The organism is Neptuniibacter caesariensis (genome assembly GCF_000153345.1).
GTDB lineage: Bacteria > Pseudomonadota > Gammaproteobacteria > Pseudomonadales > Balneatricaceae > Neptuniibacter > Neptuniibacter caesariensis.
Genome location: NZ_CH724125.1, coordinates 1,853,265 through 1,861,187 on the forward strand (window position 1 = coordinate 1,853,265; position 7,923 = coordinate 1,861,187).

Sequence of the window (7,923 nt, forward strand, 5' to 3'; positions counted from 1 at the left end):
TTATCTATGTAGGCCGAAAGATTTGATTGCCTTTTCAGTAAATTGATAGAGCAACAAAATATGCGTTGGGATAAGACCTTTCTGTGTAAAATCTTCGTTTTAGCAACAGGCATCAGCGTTACTACAAGCGCCAGTCTGGCAAACGATGATGAACTTTCCGACTTTACTGAAGAGGATATCTTTATTGATATTCCCCAGGTTGTTTCTGCTACTAACCTTTCGCAAAAACTCACTGAAGCCCCTGCCTCGATAACAATCATCGATCAGGACATGATCAAGGCTTCGGGTGCTCTAAAAATCCCGGACTTGCTGCGTCTGGTACCCGGTATGCAAGTTTATGATGTTCACACCCATAAAGCCGGTGTTGCTTATCATGGTATGACCAATGATTTCCCTAATAAACTGGAAGTGATGATTAATGGCCGCTCAGTTTATCTCCCTTTATTAGCAACGGTTGCCTGGGAAACCATCGGTATCTCTATCCACGACGTGGACTATATAGAAGTTGTCCGTGGTTCCAATGTTCCAACTCAGGGATCTAACGCCTTCCTTGGTGCGATTAATATTGTGACTCGCTCTGCCATAAAAGACCCTACATCAGAGGTTAGAGCCACCAATGGCTCTTTAAATACCCGGAATTATTCTTTTAGACATGCGGGCAGCGGAGAAACCACACAATATGCTGTAACCGGGGGGCATCTGAGTAATGATGGTATCCCCCGTTATAACGATGATGGGATGACTCGTTATATAAATCTTAACTCTTCATTTACTCCAAATTTGAGTGACAATATTGATATTGAGTTGGGATATAGCGATGGATATGCATCCAGGGGAGACGGTGATAAGGCTACAGCATCTGATGCTAACTTCCTTAGAAGAACCCACGCATCAAACCATCAAATGGTAACCTGGAATAGAGTGGCAGATGCTCAAACAGAGTACAAACTCACCTATTATCATAATTATTTAAACCTCGTTTCTCCGACATACTCCGAGGCGGAACTTGATGCTCTTACTGGAGGCAACGGGGCGGCAACTATTGCCTTGAACCCTTTAGGAATATTTAAAGATAGCGAACATGGAGAGATGGACCTTCATGACCTTTCATTCCTTACCACAAAGCACTTCTCCCCTAATTCGAACGCAGTTTTCGGAATCGGCACCCGTTTCCAAAGAACCAAAAGCGAAGCCCTTTTCCAAAGTTTGGATTGGCAAGAAGAAACTCGCTGGCGTCTATTCGGCAACTGGGAATATAAACTCGATGACCGATGGGTATTTAATACCGGGGCGATGTATGAATACAGTAAGAACACACATGGAGCTCTGTCACCAAGAGTTGCGGCTAATTACCTGATTAGCCCTGATAGCTCGTTACGTATAGCATATACCCGAGCCCACAGAATGCCTTCACTGCTCGACACTTATGGACAGAACATTCTTAGATACCCTGCCGGTGTTGGGGGGTTTGTAGATGTTATTTCCAGACCCAATCCAGATGCTAACCCTGAAGAGAACAATTCGTTTGAAATTGGCTATTTGAAGCTTTGGCCGAAATCAAAAGCACAATTTGATTTACGCGTCTTCTATGAAGATGTTACAGATGCTATAGATGCTTATTATGTAAATGACTCCGAGGATACCTATCCGGGGGATGGCAGATCTCGTTCTCAAAGTAACAATTCTAGCTGGATAAATAGAGGGCTCGAATTTCAGCTAAAAACGGGCCTGCCTTTACCATGGGAATCTAACCTGATATTTAATTATGGCTATAATAATCCTCAAGGATATCGTGACCGTGGTCCCCGCGATAATCGGTCCGATTCCCTGGACACCCGTGCCCCGAATCATACAGCCTCATTACTCTTTAGTACCCAACCAACTGAAAACACTTTAATAGGTTTATCTCACTATTACATGGACCACACTGAATGGCTTGAAGGCTATAGCGGTGGCAGTCCACGAAACAATTATACGAGAACCGATCTTACCCTAAGCCAATCGTTCGACCTGGATTTCACTAGCAAACTAGAACTGTCATTTATTGTTCAGAACCTGTTCGATAAAAAGTATTCTGAGTTTTATAAATACAACGAGTTTGATCGAAGATCGTTCGTTCAACTTAAGTTCAGCTACTAGGCATTATCAACAAGCAATGGAATGTGATCATGTCTGATAAGAGAAGAAAAGATAAACCAGCTCAGAGCCGATGGCTGATGCCATTGGCGGGGCTGCTATTATCTTTTCTTCTCCTAAGCCCACTCACCCATGCTGATCAGTTAATAGTACTGAGTAGACAGTTAGACAGTTATCTGCAAGTTGCTAAAACAATATCTGCAGAATTGGAAAATCCCAGTCGTATTGTCACACTGGCTGAATTGGAGCAGATCCAATACGACACTTCGGGCTATCAACAAGTTATCGCTATAGGATCAAAGGCAGCCGATCAGCTTTTCGATAAAATCCCTGATAACCAACCTCTTTACGTCAGTTTCATCCCCAGACAAACCTACAGAAAGCTCCTCATCAAGTATGCAAACCATCAGCGTATAAAGCTTAAGAAAGTCACTGCTGTATATCTTGATCAACCTTATGAAAGGCAAATTGCCTTAGCACGCCTGATCGCTCCTCGAGCGAAATCGATAGCGACTGCACTTGGGCCAAATTCGCAAAACGACCTTGAGCTACTTAAAAAAGCTGCAAACTCAGAACAGTTGGAACTTCGCTATGAAAAGCTGGAAGAAACAGACAACCCTATCCATAAGTTACAACCTCTGATCCGTAATTCAGATATTTTCTTATCACTGCCCGATCGCTCTGTGTTCAATCGCACTACCGCAAAATGGGTACTGTATATCTCCTTCAGACAACGTATTCCGCTGATCGGCTTTTCCAAAAAATATGTCGATGCAGGGGCTCTCGCAGCAGTCCATTCAACCCCTGATCAGATTGGTCGCCATACAGGGGAATTGATACGTAGTTCGTTAGGTAAAAAACGTTTACCAGCACCACAACATCCAAAGTATTTCTCTGTAGCAACCAATGATAATGCAGCCCAGTCTCTCAGAATCAAGATCCCTACGAGTAGAGAGCTAGAAAGCAAACTACAGGAGTTAGAGCGATGAGCATGACTCTTGGTATAAGGCAGCGCGTTCTAATCATCACTCTATTCCCTCTGTGCATGATCACCTTGCTGCTAGGTGGTTATTTCATTAATACCCGACTCGACGATGCTCAAGCAGCCTTGATCGATAAAGGCCAGACAATGGCGCAAATGATGGCTTCGTCCGCAGAGTTCGGTTTGCTCGTCGGAAATATTGAGATCCTGAATGGATTGATACGCTCAAGCATCAAGGCTGAAGAGGTTGACGATGTTGCCTTTTTAAACCCTGCTTTTGAAACGTTGACGCGCGGGCAGCAAGGCGCTTCCCCACTAGATAAAAATGCCGGTTATCCGCTGCATAAAAATGATCAGGTTTACTTTCTTCACCCTGTAGTTGCTACTGGGGTTGATGTACTAGATCCATTAGATGCTGTAGACGGTGCGCTAGAACCGGAATTTATTGGCTGGGTTGTCATCGTACTTTCGGAAAATCCGACCAAAGAACGACAATTTGAAATACTCATCAAAGGAGTCATCCTGGCTTTAATCGGCCTGCTGACGACTGTTTTTATAGCTTCAAGGTTCGGTCAGCGCATCACTAATCCAATTCTGGGTCTGACCCACGTTATTGAGATGCTCCAGCATGGCCACCTGGAAACCAGAGCAAGCTTATCCAGCACTGGGGAGCTCCGCTCCCTCGCACAAGGCATTAACCGATTGGCACAAAGGGTTCAGGAGTCCAACCAAACACTGGAAAGCCGTGTTGATAAAGCGACAAAGAGGTTACGCTCTACTCTGGTTCATCTCGAGAAGCAGAACCAGGCTCTGGATAAAGCACGTAAGCGAGCTAACAGCGCAAATCTGGCAAAAGACGAGTTCCTTGCCAGGATGAGCCATGAGTTGCGTACACCTTTAACCTCAGTTTCAGGCTTTGCTCGCCTTCTTGACCAGACAGAACTAAAGACCGATCAGAAAGAATACACCCGGATTATCAATCTCACTTCGGGCCTGCTCTTATCGATCATTGATGACATTCTCGACTACTCAAAATTAGAATCCAACGCCATTGAGCTTGAAGAGATCCCCTTTGATTTTGAAAACTGCATCCTGGACGTCCTCGAGATGCAAACAGCTGCTGCTCATGACAAAGGGCTAGAGCTCGTTCCGGTGATTGAAAGCGAAACACCTAAGTTTCTTGTTGGCGATCCAGTCAGATTACGCCAGATTCTCACTAACTTGATCAGTAATTCGGTGAAATTTACCAGTCAAGGGCACGTTTGTATCCACGTTGTACCCACTAAAATAAGCCCAGTGGAAAGCAAACTTAAAATTATTGTCGAAGATACTGGCACAGGTATTCCGCAAGATAGCATTGACAACTTATTTCAGGCATTCAGTCAGGCTGACACCTCTATCACAAGAAAATATGGAGGCTCTGGTCTAGGATTAGTTATTGCAAAACGCTTAACTGAGCTTATGTCAGGAGAGATATCCCTTGAAAGCAAAGAGGGAAAAGGAACACAAATAACGCTCAACATACCGTTTACAGTGAGCCAGAGACAGCGTTTAGATTCTAATCGCTACACCGACTCTATAGTTATTTATGACCAGCACCCGCTCGTTAGAGAAAGCCTTAAAAAGCAACTGAGTATTATTAAAACAGAAATCATCGAAGCAAGCTCTTTTGAGCAATTAGTAACACTGTCAAAAGAGAAGAGTAGCTGTAGTGTTATTTGCGGCTTACCAACGAATAGAGTTTCACAAGAATCGATTCAAGAGCTCCATTCACTGGTAGATATCCACAAAGGTAAAGTCATTCTATTAAGTGGCCAACCCCTCCCCCTCTTCTTATCAAACAGGGTTGTACAGCTTAGAAAGCCACCTCGGACGCAATTACTATTAAACGCCCTATCACCAAACTCATACAAGCTCCCAAGCCCGGCTCATGAGAAAGAACTCTTCATTGACGGCAACCCTAAAGTACTCGTTGCAGAAGACAATGACTTTAACCGACTGCTCATAGGTAAAATTCTACAACAGGCAGATACTGAAGTTATCGAAGCGACAACAGGAGAAGAGGCTGTTAGAGCGACTGTACAGTACTCACCAGACCTGATCCTTATGGATGTGCACATGCCGGTTATGGACGGCATTGAAGCAACACGCCAGATAAGGCTGACAAACACTCAGATACCTATTATCGCGTTAACCGCGAATGTTATCGCCAGTGAACATACCAAATTGATAGAAGCCGGTGTTAACCATGTACTGCTCAAGCCCATAGATGACCATGAACTGTGCCATACAATTGACTCTTTCCTCTCTGGTAAAGAACCGTTTCCATTACCTGCGAGCACGAAAAACAAAACTTCGACAGACTTAAATAAATATAACGTTAGCTACAGCGAGCTCGAAGAAGAACTAAGCAAACAACTGGAAGGACTAATGGATGGTTTTAGTCATTCAGATATCCAGAAGATGCGAAACCATAGTCACCAACTTCAAGGATTAGCGGGTTTATATCAAATCCCAGAAATAGAGGTTACAGGTAATAACCTCCATGATGCGCTAATTAACGAAGATTACAAAGCAATCTGGGGAGAGTTATGGCAACTAAAACGCATCATCGAACATAAACAGTTCGAGCTAATCGAGCCCGAATAAAACGATCGCTTATCAGGTTAAAACGTTTTCGATGTAGGCTGACTATCGAGGAGGCTTTTAAGGGTAACAGCAATCGATCTTATGCGAAGCATCCCCTCTTTATCAAAGATTGAACCAGCTAACCCCTCACCTGCAGGCGGTGTTACCTCATCGCCAAAAGCAACCAGAATACAAGCTTCTCTAACTTTCTCTAACTCAGGATCATGATTAATAGGTAGGCTGAGAAACATCTCCCAGGCCTCGATCGTGGCGTTATTATTTTGTACATCAACAAGTAACTGAAAGATCTCATGCCTGGTTGGCCGATAGGCTGGAGGCTTGCCGAAAGCAAAACTTAATGCAACCGCGACCAATACGATAAAGGAAACCAAGAAGACAAGAAAGAATTCCATACTCAGTGCATCATGGCGTCAAAATTGTATTTTGCCAAACGCGCGGCTGCCTCTTTTAGCGAGTCGCCAAGCTCTTCATCTGCAGCATTCATCTCTCTAAGATATTCCCAGCGCTTCTGTTTACTCAGCTTTTTCCAGTTATCTTTGATAGGTACATGCTCCACACGTTTATAGAATTCATACACAGCAGAGAAATCAGCGTGAGCAAGCAAATGAGGCGCAAGCGCTTCCAATAGTGGGGTGAGCCTTAGTGCAGCTTCTGCATTTGTAAGCTTGTCGTCGTTACCCACTGCTTGTGAAATTACCTTAATACTTTCTATCAGATAATCACGCTTCTCTTTATAGCGCTTAGCCGTGAGCTCCTGCTGGGCAAATTGCTCCTCTTTAGCATCCTTGATTATTTTGTTGTGTCGTACAATATAGAACAAAGCGACACCCGAAATGATCAAACAAAGCGCAATAAGCAGATATAAGTAAGATTCAGACATACAGATTTATCCCGATATGCTTGCGTATACCTATTAAGACAGCAAACAACTATGAAAATTCTAAATGGACCGCCGAGTGTAGGCGAAATGATCGAAGAATTATACCTTAAGCCGTCCCGTCTGGATCATTCCGACGCTGCTGAAATATGCCAAATTGATGAAACACTGATTGGCAAAATTATCAGCGGTGAAGAAAAAATTGGTTATGAACTGGCATTTAAACTAGCCAAAGGCTTCAACACAACACATAGTTTTTGGCTAAATATCCAGGAAGATTTTGATAGAGCGGATAAAGGCGGATCTGTGTAGTGCCTTTTGCTGAGTCCGGCAGCTCTTAGCTGATATTGGCAGTTTTAGCCTGCTTTCCAGCCATAACGAAAAAACCCCTACCGCGTCAGCGATAGGGGTTTCTCGTAATTAAATGCTTGGCGATGACCTACTCTCACATGGGGAAGCCCCACACTACCATCGGCGATGCTGCGTTTCACGTCTGAGTTCGGTATGGGATCAGGTGGTTCCACAACTCTATGGTCGCCAAGCAAAACTGTTACAACTCGGATCTGATTCTTCTTATCTTTGATTTAGAGCTCTATGACTGTAGCTTTTCGTACTGCGCTAATTCGTTACTCTCTATCGTTCTTACTAACTAAACCACAAATTATCTTCCAAACACCTTTGGCGTTATATGGTCAAGCCTCACGGGCAATTAGTACTGGTTAGCTCAACGCCTCACAACGCTTCCACACCCAGCCTATCAACGTCTTAGTCTTAAACGGCCCTTTAGGGGAATCAAGTTCCCAGTGAGATCTCATCTTGAAGGAGGCTTCCCGCTTAGATGCTTTCAGCGGTTATCCCGTCCGAACGTAGCTACCCGGCAATGCAATTGGCATCACAACCGGTACACCAGAGGTTCGTTCACTCCGGTCCTCTCGTACTAGGAGCAACTCTTCTCAAATCTCAAACGCCCACGGCAGATAGGGACCGAACTGTCTCACGACGTTCTAAACCCAGCTCGCGTACCACTTTAAATGGCGAACAGCCATACCCTTGGGACCGGCTTCAGCCCCAGGATGTGATGAGCCGACATCGAGGTGCCAAACACCGCCGTCGATGTGAACTCTTGGGCGGTATCAGCCTGTTATCCCCGGAGTACCTTTTATCCGTTGAGCGATGGCCCTTCCATACAGAACCCCGGATCACTAGAACCTACTTTCGTACCTGCTCGACGTGTCTGTCTCGCAGTCAAGCACCCTTCTACTCTTGCGCTCATTGCATG

6 protein-coding genes and 1 rRNA gene are annotated in these 7,923 nt (G+C 44.5%); 4 read left to right on the forward strand and 3 right to left on the reverse strand.

Features of this window, described 5'->3' with window-relative positions; genetic code table 11:
• Positions 1 to 60 precede the first annotated feature (60 nt).
• The 3 genes from MED92_RS08610 to MED92_RS08620 are packed head-to-tail and all read left to right on the forward strand — an operon-like array spanning position 61 to position 5,767.
• Entirely contained in the window at positions 61 to 2,139 is a 2,079-nt protein-coding gene (locus MED92_RS08610) for a TonB-dependent receptor plug domain-containing protein (protein WP_007021140.1), read from the forward strand.
• 29 nt (positions 2,140 to 2,168) lie between these two features.
• Positions 2,169 to 3,125 (forward strand): ABC transporter substrate-binding protein, encoded by a 957-nt coding sequence (locus MED92_RS08615; protein WP_007021141.1) that lies wholly within the window; start codon positions 2,169 to 2,171, stop codon positions 3,123 to 3,125.
• Positions 3,122 to 5,767: an ATP-binding protein gene (locus tag MED92_RS08620; protein WP_007021142.1), complete on the forward strand. Its 2,646-nt coding sequence runs from the start codon at positions 3,122 to 3,124 to the stop codon at positions 5,765 to 5,767. The genes MED92_RS08615 and MED92_RS08620 overlap by 4 nt, the downstream gene beginning before the upstream one ends.
• 17 nt (positions 5,768 to 5,784) lie before the next feature.
• On the opposite strand, the gene MED92_RS08625 is transcribed toward MED92_RS08620, so the two are convergent.
• Both MED92_RS08625 and MED92_RS08630 read right to left on the reverse strand, forming a co-directional pair.
• Complete coding sequence (locus tag MED92_RS08625; protein WP_007021143.1) at positions 5,785 to 6,159, reverse strand: hypothetical protein; 375 nt, start codon at positions 6,157 to 6,159, stop codon at positions 5,785 to 5,787.
• A gap of 2 nt (positions 6,160 to 6,161) precedes the next feature.
• Positions 6,162 to 6,647, reverse strand: coding sequence for a DUF2489 domain-containing protein (locus MED92_RS08630; protein ID WP_007021144.1), 486 nt, complete (start codon positions 6,645 to 6,647; stop codon positions 6,162 to 6,164).
• Between the two features lie 51 nt (positions 6,648 to 6,698).
• On the opposite strand from MED92_RS08630, the gene MED92_RS08635 reads away from it, so the two are divergent.
• Positions 6,699 to 6,956 carry a HigA family addiction module antitoxin gene (locus MED92_RS08635; RefSeq protein WP_007021145.1) on the forward strand — a complete coding sequence of 86 codons (258 nt, stop codon included), beginning with the start codon at positions 6,699 to 6,701 and terminating at the stop codon, positions 6,954 to 6,956.
• A 114-nt stretch (positions 6,957 to 7,070) separates the two neighbouring features.
• Here the strand turns inward: MED92_RS08635 and rrf are convergent.
• A 5S ribosomal RNA gene (rrf, locus tag MED92_RS08640) occupies positions 7,071 to 7,186 on the reverse strand.
• Between the last annotated feature and the right edge of the window lie 737 nt (positions 7,187 to 7,923).